The following is a 14773-nucleotide window of genomic DNA, read 5'->3' on the forward strand; positions in this document are numbered from 1 at the left end:
TTGCGACCCCTTACAGCTTCATCAGGCCGGCGTCGTCGACCGAGGCCGAGTGGCGGGTACGGAACAGCGACACGATGATCGCGAGCCCGACCACGACCTCCGCGGCGGCGACGACCATCGTGAAGAACGCGATGATCTGGCCGTCGAGATTGCCGTGCATCCGGGAGAACGCGACGAACGCGAGGTTGCACGCGTTCAGCATCAGCTCGATGCACATGAACACGACGATCGCGTTCCGCCTGATGAGCACGCCGGTGGCGCCGATCGTGAACAACAGGGCGGCGAGATACAGGTAGTTGACCGGATTCACTTCGACGCCTCCTCTGCCTTGTCGCGGGAGTCGCGCTCCAGCCGCTCGGCCGAACGCTGCTCCAGGGCCTTGAGGTCGCTGAGCGCCTCACCGGACACGTCCCGGATCTGGCCGCGCTCGCGCAGCGTCTGCATGACCGTGAGCTCCGACGGGGTGCCGTCGGGCAGCAGGCCCGCGATGTCCACCGCGTTGTGCCGGGCGTAGACGCCGGGGGCGGGCAGCGGCGGCAGGTGCTTGCCCTCGCGGACACGCTGCTCGGCCAGCTCGCGCTGGGTCTTGGCCCGCTCGGTGCGCTCCCGGTGCGTGAGCACCATCGCGCCGACGGTCGCCGTGATGAGCAGGGCACCGGTGATCTCGAAGGCGAACACGTACTTGGTGAAGATGAGGGCGGCGAGGCCCTCCACGTTCCCGTTCGCGTTCGCCTGGCCCAGGCCGGTGAACTGCGTCAGCGACGCGTTCCCGATCCCCGCGATCAGCAGGACGCCGAAGCCGATCCCGCACAGGGCGGCCAGCCAGCGCTGCCCCTTGATGGTCTCCTTCAGGGAGTCGGCGGCGGTGACGCCGACGAGCATGACCACGAAGAGGAACAGCATCATGATCGCGCCCGTGTAGACGACGATCTGGACGATGCCCAGGAAGTACGCCCCGTTGGCCAGGTAGAACACCGCGAGGATGATCATGGTCCCGGCCAGGCACAGCGCGCTGTGCACGGCCTTCTTCATCAGGATCGTGCACAGGGCGCCGATGACGGCGACGGTGCCTAGGACCCAGAACTGGAAGGCCTCGCCGGTGGAGGTTGTGTAGGCGGCGAGTTGAGCACTCATGCGTCAGCCCCCTGTTCCTCCGGCCGTTCGCCCTTGGAGACCGCGACCTGGCGCTCGGTGCCGGGCGCGGCCTCGGTCACCAGGCCCCGGTAGTAGTCCTGCTCGTCCATGCCGGGGAAGATCGAGTGCGGGCTGTCGACCATGCCCTCCTCGAGGCCGGCGAGCAGCTGCTCCTTCGTGTAGATCAGGTTGGCCCGGCTGCTGTCGGCGAGTTCGAACTCGTTCGTCATCGTCAGCGCGCGCGTGGGGCACGCCTCGATGCACAGGCCGCACAGGATGCAGCGGGCGTAGTTGATCTGGTAGACGCGGCCGTAGCGCTCTCCCGGGGAGTAGCGCTCCTCCTCCGTGTTGTCCGCGCCCTCCACGTAGATGGCGTCCGCCGGGCAGGCCCAGGCGCACAGCTCGCAGCCGACGCACTTCTCCAGGCCGTCCGGATGGCGGTTGAGCTGGTGCCTGCCGTGGAAGCGGGGAGCGGTGGTCTTCGGTTGCTCCGGGTACTGCTCGGTCAGCCGCTTCTTGAACATGGCCTTGAAGGTCACGCCGAAGCCGGCGACAGGGTTCATGAACCCCGGCGCGGTGTCCTTCTCGTTCTTCTCGTTCTTCTCGTCAGCCATCGGACGCCTCCTTTCCGTCGCGAGATCCGCCGAGTGACTCGTCACTCTGAGTATCGGGGCCGCCACTGACAATCAACTCGCGGTCACGGCGCGAGCGTCGGCGCGGCACGGGCGGCAGGGACTGTCCGGGCAGCGGTGGCACCGGGAAGCCGCCCGCCATCGGGTCGAAGGCCGCGGGTTTCGCCGCCGCCTCGGCCTCGGCCTGCTTGGCGCCGCGGTCGCGGAAGATGTCCACGACGAACGAGAGCAGCAGGAGCACGAGGATGCCGCCGCCGACGTAGAGGGCGATCTCGGCGAAGTCGTAGTTCTCGTTCTGCAGCGTCCGCACGGTGGCGACGAGCATCAGCCACACCACGGAGACCGGGATGAGGACCTTCCAGCCGAGCTTCATCAGCTGGTCGTAGCGCACGCGCGGGAGCGTGCCGCGCAGCCAGATGAAGAAGAACAGCAGCAGCTGGACCTTGACGACGAACCAGAGCATCGGCCACCAGCCGTGGTTCGCGCCCTCCCAGAACGTGGAGATCGGCCACGGCGCGCGCCAGCCGCCCAGGAAGAGCGTCACGGACACCGCGGAGACCGTCACCATGTTCACGTACTCGGCGAGCATGAACATCGCGAACTTGATGGACGAGTACTCGGTGTTGAAGCCGCCCACGAGGTCGCCCTCGGACTCCGGCATGTCGAACGGGGCGCGGTTCGTCTCGCCGACCATCGTGACGATGTAGATGAGGAACGAGACGGGCAGCAGCACGATGTACCAGCGGTCGTGCTGCTGGGCGACGATCTCCGAGGTGGACATCGAGCCCGAGTACAGGAAGACCGAGGCGAACGCGGCGCCCATCGCGATCTCGTAGGAGATCATCTGCGCGCACGAGCGCAGGCCGCCGAGCAGCGGGTACGTGGAGCCCGAGGACCAGCCGGCGAGGACGATGCCGTAGATGCCGACCGAGGCGACCGCGAGGACGTAGAGCATCGCGATCGGCAGGTCGGTGAGCTGCATCGTGGTGCGCGTGCCGAAGATCGAGATCTCGTTGCCGGCGGGCCCGAAGGGGATCACCGCGATCGCCATGAAGGCCGGGATGGCCGCGACGATCGGCGCGAGGACGTAGACGACCTTGTCCGCGCGCTTGACGATGACGTCTTCCTTGAGCATCAGCTTGATGCCGTCGGCGAGCGACTGGAGCATGCCCCAGGGGCCGTGCCGGTTCGGGCCGATGCGCAGCTGCATCCAGGCGACGACCTTGCGCTCCCACACGATGGAGAACAGCACGGTCACCATCAGGAAGGCGAAGCAGAACACCGCCTTGATGACGACCAGCCACCAGGGGTCGCGGCCGAACATCGACAGGTCTTCGAGGGCGAGCTGGTTCAGTGCCGTCGGGCTCATGACTCCACCTCCGGGGCGCCGGCGGCGACGGCCGGGCCGATCTTCACCAGGTCGCCGGGAACGGCGCCCGTGTCCGAGGCGACGCCGCCGCCCACGGAGTTCAGCGGGAGCCAGACGACCCGGTCGGGCATCTGCGTGACCTGGAGCGGCAGTGCGACGGTGCCGGTCTTTCCGGTGACCGCGAGGACGTCGCCGTCCTTGACGCCCGCCTCGGCGGCCGTCGCGGCCGACACGCGCGCGTGGGCGGCGTGCCGGGTGCCGGCGAGCGCGTCGTCGCCCTCCTGGAGGCGGCCCTGGTCGAGCAGCAGCCGGTGCCCGGCGAGGACGGCCTCGCCCGCGGCGGGCCGCGGGGCCGGGGCGGCGGTCTCCAGCGGCTCCGTGGCGTGCGGCCCGTCCCAGGAGCCGAGCCGGTCCAGCTCGGAGCGGGCCGAGCGCAGGTCCGGCAGGCCCAGGTGGACGTCCATGGCGTCGGCGAGCATCTGGAGCACCCGCAGATCGGTCGGCGCCAGGGTGCGGGTCATCTGGTCCGGCTTGAGCGCGGCCTCGAACATCCGCGCCCGGCCCTCCCAGTTGAGGAACGTGCCCGCCTTCTCGGCGACCGCGGCCACCGGGAGGACGACGTCGGCGTGCTCGGTGACCTCGCTCGGCCGCTGCTCCAGGGAGACCAGGAAGCCGACCTCGTGAAGTGCTTCACGCGCGCGTGCCGGGTCGGGCAGGTCGGCGATCTCGACGCCGGCCACCACGAGGGCCCGCAGCGCGCCGCCCGCGGCGGCCTCCACGATCTGGCCCGTGTCGCGCCCGTAGCTGTGCGGGAGTTCGGCGACGCCCCACACGGAGGCGACCTCCTCCCGCGCGCGCGGGTCGGTCGCGGGGCGGCCGCCCGGCAGGAGCGAGGGCAGCGCGCCGGCCTCGATCGCGCCGCGCTCACCGGCCCGGCGCGGGATCCACACCAGCTGCGCGCCGGTCGCGGACGCGGCCCGTACGGCGGCGGTGAGGCCGCCCGCGACGGCCGCGAGCCGCTCGCCGACGACGATGACCGCGCCGTCGGAGCGCAGCGCCTCGGCGGCGGCCGCTCCCCCGGTCTCCAGGCCGACACCGGAGGCGAGCGCGTCCAGCCACTCGGTCTCGGTGCCGGGCGCGGCCGGCAGCAGCGTGCCGCCGGCCTTCTCCAGGCCGCGCGTCTCGTGCGTGGCCAGCGAGAACACCTTCTGTCCGTGCTGACGCCACGCCTTGCGGAGCTTCAGGAAGACGCCGGGCGCCTCCTCCTCGGACTCGAAGCCGACGAGCAGCACGGCGGGCGCCTGCTCCAGCTTCGTGTACGTGACGCCGCTGCCGTCGAGGTCGCGGCCCCGTCCGGCCACGCGCGCGGCGAGGAAGTCGGACTCCTCGCCGCTGTGCACGCGCGCGCGGAAGTCGATGTCGTTCGTGGCGAGCGCGACCCGGGTGAACTTGCTGTACGCGTAGGCGTCCTCGACGGTGAGCCGCCCGCCGGTGAGGACACCGGCCCGGCCGCGCGCCTCGGTGAGCCCGCGCGCGGCGGCCTCCAGGGCCTCCGGCCAGGACGCGGCGCGCAGTTCGCCGGTCTCGGCGTCCCGCACCTGCGGTGTGGTGAGCCGGTCGGGCTTCTGCGCGTACCGGAAGCCGAAGCGGCCCTTGTCGCAGATCCACTCCTCGTTGACCTCGGGGTCGTTGGCCGCGAGGCGGCGCATGACCTTGCCGCGCCGGTGGTCGGTGCGGGTGGCGCAGCCGCCCGCGCAGTGCTCGCACACCGACGGCGAGGAGACGAGGTCGAAGGGCCGGGAGCGGAATCGGTACGCCGCCGAGGTGAGCGCGCCGACCGGGCAGATCTGGATGGTGTTCCCGGAGAAGTACGACTCGAAGGGGTCGCCCTCGCCGGTGCCGACCTGCTGGAGCGCGCCGCGCTCGATCAGCTCGATCATCGGGTCGCCCGCGATCTGGTTCGAGAAGCGGGTGCAGCGGGCGCACAGGACGCACCGCTCGCGGTCGAGCAGCACCTGGGTGGAGATCGCGACCGGCTTCTCGTAGGTGCGCTTCTTGCCCTCGAAGCGGGAGTCGGCCTGGCCGTGCGACATCGCCTGGTTCTGCAGCGGGCACTCGCCGCCCTTGTCGCAGACCGGGCAGTCCAGGGGGTGGTTGATGAGCAGCAGCTCCATGACCCCCTTCTGCGCCTTCTCGGCGACCGGGGAGGAGAGCTGGCTCTTGACGACCATGCCGTCGGTGCAGGTGATGGTGCAGGAGGCCATCGGCTTGCGCTGGCCCTCGACCTCGACGATGCACTGGCGGCAGGCGCCGGCCGGGTCGAGGAGCGGGTGGTCGCAGAACCGGGGGATCTCGATGCCGAGCAGTTCGGCGGCGCGGATGACCAGGGTCCCCTTGGGGACGCTGATCTCGATGCCGTCGATCGTCAACGAGACGAGGTCCTCGGGCGGGACCGCCGCCGCGCCGCCCCCGGAGGGAGCGCCCGTGGTCACAGTCATGCGTTCACCTCCGTGCGGTGCTGGTCGGCCCACAGGGTCGACTTGGCCGGGTCGAAGGGGCAGCCCTTGCCCGTGATGTGCTGCTCGTACTCGTCGCGGAAGTACTTGAGCGAGGAGAAGATCGGCGAGGCGGCGCCGTCGCCGAGGGCGCAGAACGACTTGCCGTTGATGTTGTCGGCGATGTCGTTCAGCTTGTCGAGGTCGTCCATGGAGCCCTTGCCGGCCTCGATGTCGCGCAGCAACTGGACGAGCCAGTAGGTGCCTTCGCGGCAGGGCGTGCACTTGCCGCAGGACTCGTGGGCGTAGAACTCGGTCCAGCGGGTGACGGCGCGCACGACGCAGGTCGTCTCGTCGAAGCACTGCAGGGCCTTGGTGCCGAGCATGGATCCGGCGGCGCCGACGCCCTCGTAGTCGAGGGGCACGTCGAGGTGCTCCTCGGTGAACATCGGGGTGGAACTGCCGCCCGGGGTCCAGAACTTGAGGCGGTGGCCCGGCCGCATGCCGCCGCTCATGTCGAGCAGCTGGCGCAGCGTGATGCCGAGCGGCGCCTCGTACTGGCCGGGCGAGGCGACGTGGCCGCTGAGCGAGTAGAGCGTGAAGCCCGGGGACTTCTCGCTGCCCATCGACTTGAACCAGTCCTTGCCGCGGTTCACGATCGCGGGAACCGAGGCGATGGACTCGACGTTGTTCACGACAGTGGGGCACGCGTACAGACCGGCGACCGCGGGGAAGGGGGGACGCAGCCGGGGCTGGCCGCGGCGGCCCTCGAGCGAGTCCAGGAGCGCGGTCTCCTCACCGCAGATGTACGCGCCGGCGCCCGCGTGCACGGTGAGTTCCAGGTTGAGGCCGGATCCCAGGACGTTCTCGCCGAGGAAGCCGGCTTCGTACGCCTCGCGGACGGCCTCGTGCAGACGGCGCAGTACGGGGACGACCTCGCCGCGCAGGTAGATGAAGGCGTGTTCCGAACGGATCGCGTAGCAGGCGATCACGATGCCCTCGATGAGGCTGTGCGGGTTGGCGTACAGGAGCGGGATGTCCTTGCAGGTGCCCGGCTCCGACTCGTCGGCGTTGACGACGAGGTAGTGGGGCTTGCCGTCGCCCTGCGGGATGAACTGCCACTTCATGCCGGTGGGGAAGCCCGCGCCACCGCGTCCGCGCAGGCCCGAGTCCTTCACGTAGGCGATGAGGTCGTCCGGTGTCATCGCGAGGGCCTTGCGCAGTCCCTCGTAGCCCTCGTGCCGGCGGTAGACGTCCAGGGACCAGGACCGGTCCTCGTCCCAGAACGCCGACAGGACCGGCGCGAGCAGCTTCTCGGGGCTGGACTCGTTGTTCTCGATCTCGGCTGCCAAGGTCATCACTCCCCCTCCTCGGCGGTCGGACCCGCTGGGTGGTCGGGGTCGGAGGCCGATGTGTCCTGCGGCGCGTCGTGCGAGCTCAGGTGTTCCGTGGGCGAGGGCTCGTGGGGCTGTTCGCCCTCGGGCGCCGCCGCGCGCGGGTGGACCACGCGGGCGGGCGGGGTCTCGCCCTTGGCCAGGCGCAGGCCGACGAGCGAGGCGGGGCCCGCGCTGCCGCCGGCCTCGACGGCGCCCTCGCGCGCGTCGGGGAAGCCGGCGAGGATGCGCGCGGTCTCCTTGAAGGTGCACAGCGAGGCGCCGCGGGTGGGCGACACCTCGGCGCCGGCGCGCAGGTCGTCGACGAGCCGGGTGGCGGACTCCGGCGTCTGGTTGTCGAAGAACTCCCAGTTGACCATCACCACGGGAGCGAAATCACAAGCGGCGTTGCACTCGATGTGCTCCAGCGTGATCTTGCCGTCCTCGGTGGTGCCGTTGTTGCCGACGCCGAGGTGCTCCTGGAGCGTCTCGAAGATGGCGTCGCCGCCCATGACCGCGCACAGGGTGTTGGTGCAGACGCCGACCTGGTAGTCGCCGCTCGGCTTCCTGCGGTACATCGTGTAGAAGGTCGCGACCGCGGTGACCTCGGCGGTGGTGAGGTCGAGCAGGTCGGCGCAGAACTGCATGCCGGTGCGCGTGACGTGCCCCTCCTCCGCCTGCACGAGGTGCAGCATCGGCAGGAGCGCCGAGCGGGAGCCGGGGTAGCGGGCGATGATCTCGCGCGCGTCGGCCTCCAGGCGGGCGCGGACGTCGTCCGGGTAAGCGGGCGCGGGCAGTTGCGGCATGCCCAGGCTGACGCCCTGCTCCGAAGAACTGGTGGTCACCGGTCGACGCCTCCCATCACGGGGTCGATGGAGGCGACGGCGACGATGACGTCGGCGACCTGGCCGCCCTCGCACATCGCCGCCATGGCCTGCAGGTTGGTGAAGGACGGGTCGCGGAAGTGGACCCGGAAGGGGCGGGTGCCGCCGTCGGACACGGCGTGCACCCCGAGCTCGCCCTTGGGCGACTCCACGGCGGCGTACGCCTGTCCCGGCGGGACGCGGAAGCCCTCGGTCACCAGCTTGAAGTGGTGGATGAGGGCCTCCATGGAGGTGCCCATGATGTTCTTGATGTGGTCGAGCGAGTTGCCGAGCCCGTCGGGCCCGAGGGCCAGCTGGGCGGGCCAGGCGATCTTCTTGTCGCCGACCATGACCGGGCCCGGGGCGAGCCGGTCCAGGCACTGCTCGACGATGCGCAGCGACTGGCGCATCTCCTCCAGGCGGATCAGGAAGCGTCCGTAGGAGTCACAGGTGTCGGCGGTCGGGATCTCGAAGTCGTAGTTCTCGTAGCCGCAGTACGGGTCGGTCTTGCGCAGGTCGTGCGGCAGGCCCGCCGAGCGCAGGATCGGTCCGGTGGCACCGAGGGCCATGCAGCCGGCCAGGTCGAGGTAGCCGACGTCCTGCATACGGGCCTTGAAGATGGGGTTGCCGGTGGCGAGCTTGTCGTACTCCGGCAGGTTCTTCTTCATCTTCTTCACGAACTCGCGCAGCTGGTCCACCGCGCCGGGCGGCAGGTCCTGGGCGAGTCCGCCGGGCCGGATGTACGCGTGGTTCATGCGCAGGCCGGTGATGAGCTCGTAGATGTCGAGAATCAGTTCACGATCACGGAAGCCGTAGATCATGATCGTGGTCGCGCCGAGCTCCATGCCGCCGGTGGCGATGGCGACGAGGTGGGAGGACATCCGGTTCAGCTCCATGAGGAGCACGCGGATGACCGAGGCCCGGTCGGGGATCTCGTCGGTGATGCCGAGCAGCTTCTCGACGGCGAGGCAGTACGCCGTCTCGTTGTAGAACGGCGTCAGGTAGTCCATGCGGGTCACGAACGTGGTGCCCTGCGTCCACGTCCGGTACTCGAGGTTCTTCTCGATGCCCGTGTGCAGGTAGCCGATGCCGCAGCGGGCCTCGGTGACCGTCTCGCCGTCGATCTCCAGGATCAGCCGCAGCACGCCGTGCGTGGAGGGGTGCTGGGGACCCATGTTGACGATGATGCGCTCGTCGTCGGACTTGACCGCGGACTGGACGACCTCGTCCCAGTCTCCGCCGGTGACCGTGTAGACGGCACCTTCGGTGGTCTCGCGGGGCGATGCAGAAGGAGTAGACATCAGCTGTACGACCTCCGCTGGTCCGGAGCCGGGATCTGGGCGCCCTTGTACTCGACGGGGATGCCGCCGAGCGGGTAGTCCTTGCGCTGCGGGAAGCCCTGCCAGTCGTCCGGCATCATGATCCGCGTCAGCGCGGGGTGGCCGTCGAAGACGATGCCGAAGAAGTCGTACGTCTCGCGCTCGTGCCAGTCGTTCGTGGGATACACGGAGACCAGGGACGGGACGTGCGGGTCCGTGTCCGGCAGCGAGACCTCGAGGCGGATCAGCCGGCCGTGGGTGAGCGAGCGCAGGTGGTACACGCAGTGCAGCTCGCGGCCCTTGTCGCCGGGGTAGTGCACGCCGGAGACGCCGGTGCACAGCTCGAAGCGGAGCGCCGGGTCGTCGCGCAGGGTCTGGGCGACCCGCACCAGGTGCTCGCGCTCGATGTGGAAGGTGAGCTCGTCGCGGTCGACGACCGTCTTGTCGATGGCGTTCTCGGGGACGAGGCCCTGTTCCTCCAGGGCGCCCTCCAGCTCGTCGGCCACCTCGTCGAACCAGCCGCCGTAGGGGCGGACGGCCTCGCCGGGCAGCCGGATCGAGCGGACAAGTCCGCCGTAACCCGACGTATCACCACCGTTGTTGGCGCCGAACATGCCGCGCTGGACGCGGATCTCCTCGCCCTGGTCGCCTCGCTGCCCCGGGAGGTTGGAGGCGCTGAGGTCCTTCTCGGGGTTCACCCCGTTGTTCTCGCCGCTCACCGCAGCAGCCCCTTCATCTCGATCGTCGGGAGCGCCTTGAGCGCCGCTTCCTCCGCCTCGCGGGCCGCCTCCTCGGCGTTCACGCCGAGCTTGGAGGTCTGGATCTTCTGATGGAGCTTGAGGATCGCGTCCATCAGCATCTCGGGCCGCGGCGGGCAGCCGGGCAGGTAGATGTCCACCGGCACGACGTGGTCGACGCCCTGCACGATCGCGTAGTTGTTGAACATCCCGCCGGACGAGGCGCAGACACCCATGGAGATGACCCACTTGGGGTTGGGCATCTGGTCGTAGACCTGGCGCAGGACGGGGGCCATCTTCTGGCTCACGCGTCCGGCGACGATCATCAGGTCCGCCTGGCGGGGCGATCCGCGGAACACCTCCATGCCGAACCGCGCCAGGTCGTAGCGGCCCGCGCCGGTCGTCATCATCTCGATGGCGCAGCAGGCGAGCCCGAACGTGGCGGGGAAGACGGACGACTTGCGCACCCATCCCGCGGCCTGCTCGACGGTGGTCAGAAGGAATCCGCTCGGCAGCTTTTCTTCGAGTCCCATAGCTCAGTGGCTCCTGTCCTCCCCTGTACGGGGGCTCAGTCCCATTCCAGGCCGCCGCGCCGCCACACGTACGCGTAGGCGACGAAGACGGTGAGCACGAAGAGCAGCATCTCCACGAGCCCGAAAAGCCCCAGGGCGTCGAAGGAGACGGCCCAGGGGTAGAGGAAGACGATCTCGATGTCGAAGACGATGAAGAGCATCGCCGTCAGGTAGTACTTGATGGGGAAGCGCCCGCCGCCGGCCGGCGTGGGGGTGGGCTCGATGCCGCACTCGTACGCTTCGAGCTTCGCCCGGTTGTACCGCTTTGGACCGATAAGCGTGGCCATGACCACGGAGAAGATCGCAAAGCCTGCCCCGAGGGCTCCCAGTACGAGGATGGGCGCATACGCGTTCACCGCTCCTCGCTCCTCTCAGTCGGCGCTGACTGCTGGCGGTTGCAACGGACTCGGGACCCCTCTTCCCCTGCGCGCGATCCGAAGATCGCTTACATGTGAAGCAGGTCACAAGCCCGACGTGTCCCGCATCCTATGCCCGGGACTCTGTGATCTGCGACACGGGGTGCGCCAACTAGTTTGTGATCTCCACCACCTGACGAAGGATCATGAAGTCGGATGAGCGGTGATCTTCACACGCGAAGCACCTGAGTGATCACCAGAGGTGACAACTTGCCGCGTTACTGCTGGTAGAAGGCTCGGTGCACTATCAAGCCAGTGCCTCGGCAGGCAAATTGGTGCTGGACGCCACTGGCTGATAGTGGATCCCGTTCACACATCAGGGGGACCTGGGGGTCCCTAGGTGGACGCGAGCACTCCCCTTAGGGGTATCTGTGTGACCTGCGTCACGTGCTACGTAACGGCTCGGAAACCGGGCTTGGCCAACGGCCTCAACGAGTGGTAAGCGTCGGGCAATTCGGGCGTATCACAGAAAGCCAATGATCACAGCGTTGTGCGCCCCTGTCCGGATTGCCCGTAACGGCGTCAATAAGGGCCGCCACGCCCGGGATTCACGTCTCGGTTTCACAACTGTGGCGCACCACACGTTTCTTGAAGGGAACGGTGAAGCCCTGATAGCGGTTGTACTCATGTCCCACACCGCTCACATACCCAGCCACCGGAAGCCCCGCCGCAGCGCCTCGAAGCTGGCCCTGCGCGCCGGAGTTACCGGTGGCGTCCTCAGCACCCTGGCAGTGGCTGGTGCGTCCGGTGCGGCGAACGCTGCCGAGCCGGTCACGCAGACCATCGAGCTGCCCACGCTGACCTCCGACCTCGCCTCGCAGGTCGCCGAGTCGGCGGACGCCACGCAGCAGGCCGCGGCGAACTACCAGCTCCAGGCCGAGCGCGACGAGGCGTTCGCCAAGGCCGCCGACCAGGCGAAGAAGGACCAGCTCGCCGCCGAGAAGAAGGCGGAGGCCAAGAAGAAGGCCGAGGCCGCCGCCAAGGCGAAGGCCGAGCGCGAGGCCGCCGAGGCCGCCGCGTCCCGCTCCAGCGAGCGCAGCACGCTCTCCACCGCGTCCGCCACGGCCGAGGCCCCCGCGCCCGCCAGCGGCTCCGTGGGCGCCGTCATCGGCTTCCTGAAGGCCCAGCTCGGCGACGCCTACGTCATGGGCGGCACCGGCCCCAACTCCTGGGACTGCTCCGGTCTGACCCAGGCCGCGTTCCGCCAGGCCGGCGTGGACCTGCCCCGCACCTCGCAGGAGCAGTCCACCTTCGGCACCCCGGTCTCCCTCTCCAACATCCAGGTGGGCGACCTCCTGTACTGGGGCGGTGCCGGCTCGGCGTACCACGTCGGTGTCTACATCGGCAACGGCCAGTACCTGGACGCCGCGAACCCCTCGAAGGGCGTCGTCATCCAGGACCTGTCCGGTTACCCGGCGAGCGGCGCGGTCCGCGTCCTCTGAGGCACCCGCACACATACGACGAAGGCCGCCGTACCCCACGAAAGGGGCACGGCGGCCTTTGCCGTGAAAAGCCGCAACCGGCGCAACCAGCACGACCGGGGGCGTAAGGGTCAGTCCTCGACGGCCAGTTCGCCCATCGGACCGAAGCCCTCGTTCGGGATGTCGCAGTGGATGATCTCCGGGGTGCGGGCGATCAGCGGGGCCATCGACTCCAGGCCGGCCTTGAAGTGGTCGGTGGCGACGTGGGCGGCGCCCGCCGCCGCGTCCCGGAAGCCCTCGACGAGGACGAACTGGTTCGGGTCCTCGACACTGCGGGACCAGTCGAAGAAGAGGTTGCCCTCCTCCGCGCGGGTGGCGGCGGTGAACGCGGCCGTCTTCTCCAGCCAGGAGCCGGCGTGCTCGGGCTTGGCGGTGAACTTCACGACGATGAGAATCATGCGTCCACCCTGCGCCCGAGCACCCGGCGAGGACAAATCAGGCCAGCCCGTCAGGTCTGTCAGACCTGTCAGGCCCGTCAGGCCTTCGGGGCGACCTTGCTCAGACCGTTGATGATGCGGTCCATCGCGTCGCCGCCCGTCGGGTCCGTCAGGTTCGCCAGCATCTTCAGCGTGAACTTCATCAGGACCGGGTGGGTCAGGCCGCGCTGCGTCGCGATCTTCATGACCTTGGGGTTGCCGATGAGCTTCACGAAGGCGCGGCCCAGCGTGTAGTAGCCGCCGTAGGTGTCCTTGAGGACCTTCGGGTAGCGCTGGAGGGCCAGTTCGCGCTGGGCGTCCGTCGCGCGGGCGTGGGCCTGCACGATGACGTCGGCGGCGATCTGCCCGGACTCCATGGCGTACGCGATGCCCTCGCCGTTGAACGGGTTGACCAGGCCGCCCGCGTCGCCGACCAGGAGCAGGCCCTTGGTGTAGTGCGGCTGGCGGTTGAAGGCCATGGGGAGGGCGGCGCCGCGGATCGGCGTCGTCATGTTCTCCGGCGTGTAGCCCCAGTCCTCCGGCATGGACGCGCACCAGGCCTTGAGGACCTCGCGCCAGTCCAGCTCGCGGAAGGCCTTGGAGGAGTTGAGGATGCCGAGGCCCACGTTCGACGTGCCGTCGCCCATGCCGAAGATCCAGCCGTAGCCGGGCAGCAGCCGGTCCTCGCCCGGGCCGCGCCGGTCCCACAGCTCCAGCCAGGACTCCAGGTAGTCGTCGTCGTGGCGCGGCGACTCGAAGTACGTGCGGACCGCGACGCCCATCGGGCGGTCCTCGCGGCGGTGCAGGCCCATGCCGAGCGACAGACGCGTCGAGTTGCCGTCGGCGGCGACGACGAGCGGGGCGTGGAAGGTGGTCGGCGTCTTCTCTTCGCCCAGCTTGGCGTGCACGCCGGTGATGCGGCCGGTGCGCTCGTCCGTGATGGGCGCGCCCACGTTGCACCGCTCGTACAGGCGCGCGCCCGCCTTCTGGGCCTGGCGGGCCAGCTGCTCGTCGAAGTCGTCGCGCTTGCGCACCAGTCCGTAGTCCGGGTACGAGGCGAGCTCCGGCCAGTCGAGCTGGAGGCGGACGCCGCCGCCGATGATGCGCAGCCCCTTGTTGCGCAGCCAGCCGGCCTCTTCGGAGATGTCGATGCCCATGGCGACGAGCTGCTTGGTGGCGCGCGGGGTGAGGCCGTCGCCGCAGACCTTCTCGCGCGGGAACGCAGTCTTCTCCAGGAGCAGGACGTCCAGACCCGCCTTCGCCAGGTGGTAGGCGGTCGCCGAGCCCGCCGGTCCTGCCCCGACGACGATGACGTCTGCGCTGTGCTCGGAGAGGGGCTTGGGCTGCTCGGTCACGGCGGGTTCTCCCCAAGGGTCGAAAACGGTGTGCCGTCCGGCACGGACATGGGCAGTCTATTTGGCGGCACCGCTCACCGACCGAAGGGTCAGCCCATGACTCGAGTTCTGCCCGCCGTGGATCTGCGGGTCCCCACCCACGAGGACGCCTTCGCCTGGCACCGGGTGTTCGACGACCCCGACGTGATGGAGTTCCACGGGGGCGCCTCCGCCGAGCTGTCCGTGTACGAGGAGCTGACGGCGCGCCAGCGGATGCACGACGCCGAGCACGGCTTCTGCCTGTGGACGATGACGGACGGCGCGGGCGAGGTCGTCGGCTTCACGGGCGCCCAGCCGTGGCCGCACGCCTGGGGTCCGGCCGGGCAGATCGAGATCGGCTGGCGGCTCGGGCGTGCCCACTGGGGGCGCGGCTACGCGACCTCCGCGGCGCTCGCCACGCTGGAGCGGGTGCGGGCGGCCGGGGTACCGAGCGTCGTCGCGATGGTCGACGCGCGCAACGCCCGGTCCATAGCGGTCACGAAGCGGCTCGGCATGGACCTCGCCGAGACGTTCGTGACGCCGACCGGGCGCCGCGGGCACTGCTTCCGCCTGGAGCTGTAGCCGGACTCCTG

Annotated in this window: 15 protein-coding genes; 2 read left to right on the forward strand and 13 right to left on the reverse strand. The window is 69.6% G+C overall.

All coding sequences use genetic code 11. The annotated features are described in order from the left end of the window. Positions 1-10 precede the first annotated feature (10 nt). From nuoK to IAG42_RS14760, 11 genes are read right to left on the reverse strand one after another with little or no spacing between them, the layout of a single operon-like run. A complete protein-coding gene (gene nuoK, locus IAG42_RS14710) occupies positions 11-310 on the reverse strand; it encodes an NADH-quinone oxidoreductase subunit NuoK (RefSeq protein ID WP_161299832.1) in 300 nt (99 codons plus the stop codon). Further along, positions 307-1134: an NADH-quinone oxidoreductase subunit J gene (locus IAG42_RS14715; protein ID WP_188337449.1), complete on the reverse strand. Its 828-nt coding sequence runs from the start codon at positions 1132-1134 to the stop codon at positions 307-309. Before IAG42_RS14715 ends, nuoK begins: the two co-directional genes overlap by 4 nt. Beyond that, on the reverse strand, positions 1131-1748 hold the full coding sequence (gene nuoI, locus IAG42_RS14720) for an NADH-quinone oxidoreductase subunit NuoI (protein ID WP_188337450.1): 618 nt from the start codon (positions 1746-1748) through the stop codon (positions 1131-1133). The genes IAG42_RS14715 and nuoI overlap by 4 nt, the downstream gene beginning before the upstream one ends. Further along, entirely contained in the window at positions 1741-3135 is a 1395-nt protein-coding gene (gene nuoH, locus IAG42_RS14725; protein WP_188337451.1) for an NADH-quinone oxidoreductase subunit NuoH, read from the reverse strand. The genes nuoI and nuoH overlap by 8 nt, the downstream gene beginning before the upstream one ends. Next, entirely contained in the window at positions 3132-5633 is a 2502-nt protein-coding gene (locus IAG42_RS14730) for an NADH-quinone oxidoreductase subunit G (RefSeq protein WP_188337452.1), read from the reverse strand. The genes nuoH and IAG42_RS14730 overlap by 4 nt, the downstream gene beginning before the upstream one ends. Next, a complete protein-coding gene (nuoF, locus tag IAG42_RS14735) occupies positions 5630-6991 on the reverse strand; it encodes an NADH-quinone oxidoreductase subunit NuoF (RefSeq protein WP_188337453.1) in 1362 nt (453 codons plus the stop codon). Before nuoF ends, IAG42_RS14730 begins: the two co-directional genes overlap by 4 nt. Continuing rightward, positions 6988-7848 carry an NADH-quinone oxidoreductase subunit NuoE gene (gene nuoE / locus IAG42_RS14740; RefSeq protein ID WP_188337454.1) on the reverse strand — a complete coding sequence of 287 codons (861 nt, stop codon included), beginning with the start codon at positions 7846-7848 and terminating at the stop codon, positions 6988-6990. The genes nuoF and nuoE overlap by 4 nt, the downstream gene beginning before the upstream one ends. Continuing rightward, a complete protein-coding gene (locus IAG42_RS14745) occupies positions 7845-9167 on the reverse strand; it encodes an NADH-quinone oxidoreductase subunit D (protein WP_188337455.1) in 1323 nt (440 codons plus the stop codon). Before IAG42_RS14745 ends, nuoE begins: the two co-directional genes overlap by 4 nt. Continuing rightward, positions 9167-9904, reverse strand: a complete 738-nt coding sequence (locus IAG42_RS14750) for an NADH-quinone oxidoreductase subunit C (protein ID WP_188337456.1) — start codon at positions 9902-9904, stop codon at positions 9167-9169. Before IAG42_RS14750 ends, IAG42_RS14745 begins: the two co-directional genes overlap by 1 nt. After that, a complete protein-coding gene (locus IAG42_RS14755; RefSeq protein ID WP_016640165.1) occupies positions 9901-10455 on the reverse strand; it encodes a NuoB/complex I 20 kDa subunit family protein in 555 nt (184 codons plus the stop codon). The genes IAG42_RS14750 and IAG42_RS14755 overlap by 4 nt, the downstream gene beginning before the upstream one ends. A gap of 35 nt (positions 10456-10490) precedes the next feature. Further along, the gene (locus tag IAG42_RS14760; RefSeq protein WP_003956195.1) at positions 10491-10850 is read right to left on the reverse strand and encodes an NADH-quinone oxidoreductase subunit A; all 360 of its coding nucleotides are present in this window, start codon (positions 10848-10850) and stop codon (positions 10491-10493) included. Positions 10851-11536: 686 nt separating this feature from the next. Here IAG42_RS14760 and IAG42_RS14765 point away from each other — a divergent pair. Next, positions 11537-12352 carry a C40 family peptidase gene (locus IAG42_RS14765; RefSeq protein WP_223206007.1) on the forward strand — a complete coding sequence of 272 codons (816 nt, stop codon included), beginning with the start codon at positions 11537-11539 and terminating at the stop codon, positions 12350-12352. A gap of 110 nt (positions 12353-12462) precedes the next feature. On the opposite strand, the gene IAG42_RS14770 is transcribed toward IAG42_RS14765, so the two are convergent. Both IAG42_RS14770 and IAG42_RS14775 read right to left on the reverse strand, forming a co-directional pair. Beyond that, on the reverse strand, positions 12463-12789 hold the full coding sequence (locus IAG42_RS14770) for a putative quinol monooxygenase (protein WP_188337458.1): 327 nt from the start codon (positions 12787-12789) through the stop codon (positions 12463-12465). Positions 12790-12866: 77 nt separating this feature from the next. Beyond that, positions 12867-14162 (reverse strand): geranylgeranyl reductase family protein, encoded by a 1296-nt coding sequence (locus tag IAG42_RS14775; protein ID WP_188337459.1) that lies wholly within the window; start codon positions 14160-14162, stop codon positions 12867-12869. A 96-nt stretch (positions 14163-14258) separates the two neighbouring features. Here IAG42_RS14775 and IAG42_RS14780 point away from each other — a divergent pair, with 96 nt between their 5' ends. Then, entirely contained in the window at positions 14259-14762 is a 504-nt protein-coding gene (locus IAG42_RS14780) for a GNAT family N-acetyltransferase (RefSeq protein WP_188337460.1), read from the forward strand. Positions 14763-14773: the final 11 nt, after the last annotated feature.

It is taken from the genome of Streptomyces xanthii (assembly GCF_014621695.1).
GTDB classification, from domain to species: domain Bacteria; phylum Actinomycetota; class Actinomycetes; order Streptomycetales; family Streptomycetaceae; genus Streptomyces; species Streptomyces xanthii.